Annotated in this window: 1 protein-coding gene; it reads right to left on the bottom strand. The window is 39.1% G+C overall.

The genetic code is table 11. The features are described 5' to 3' along the window. Positions 1-95: 95 nt before the first annotated feature. The gene (locus AB4623_RS24205; RefSeq protein ID WP_017060262.1) at positions 96-506 is read right to left on the bottom strand and encodes an H-NS family nucleoid-associated regulatory protein; all 411 of its coding nucleotides are present in this window, start codon (positions 504-506) and stop codon (positions 96-98) included. Between the last annotated feature and the right edge of the window lie 64 nt (positions 507-570).

Below are 570 nucleotides of genomic sequence, written 5' to 3'. Positions count from 1 at the left end.
GAATATATTGAAGTCGTAAATAATACTTTGGTCGACTTAAATATTAATTCTATCGCTTAGCGTGTAATTGATTACTCACTAAGTAAACTAAATGTTTAGATAGCAAACTCTTCTAGAGATTTACCAGCATCTAGCTGTTCTTGGATAGCTGAAGGCGTACGGCCTTGACCTGTCCAAGTCTTCTCGTCGCCGTTTGCGTCTACGTATTTGTATTTCGCTGGGCGAGGAGCGCGTTTAGCTTTTGTTGTTTTAGATTTTGCTTCACCAGAAAGTGCAGCAATAAGATCGGCAACATCAATTCCGTCTTTTGCAATTTGTTCAGCAATAGCAGAAAGCTTAGCTTCTTGCTCTGCTTTAGCAGCACGCTCTTCAGCTTCAGACTCTTGACGCTCTTGTACAACAATAGTCAGCTTGTCTAGCGCTTCTTCAAGTTGCTCAAGAGTTAATTCACGTGAGAACGCACGAAGGCTGCGGATATTTAATAGAGTTTTTGTTAATTCAGACATGATATTTTCCATCAAGGTAAACTAAATAATCTTCCTAATAATAAACAGAGCCTAGGAATAAAAC

It is taken from the genome of Vibrio sp. 10N.222.52.C12, from assembly GCF_041474215.1.
GTDB lineage: Bacteria > Pseudomonadota > Gammaproteobacteria > Enterobacterales > Vibrionaceae > Vibrio > Vibrio crassostreae_C.
The sequence above is the reverse complement of the archived record's forward strand: the minus strand, read 5'-3'. Positions and strand labels throughout refer to the sequence as shown.

Excerpts from the sequence above, each read along its gene's own strand:
- AB4623_RS24205 (WP_017060262.1), bottom strand. The coding sequence starts at position 506 with ATGTCTGAATTAACAAAAACTCTATTAAATATCCGCAGCCTTCGTGCG.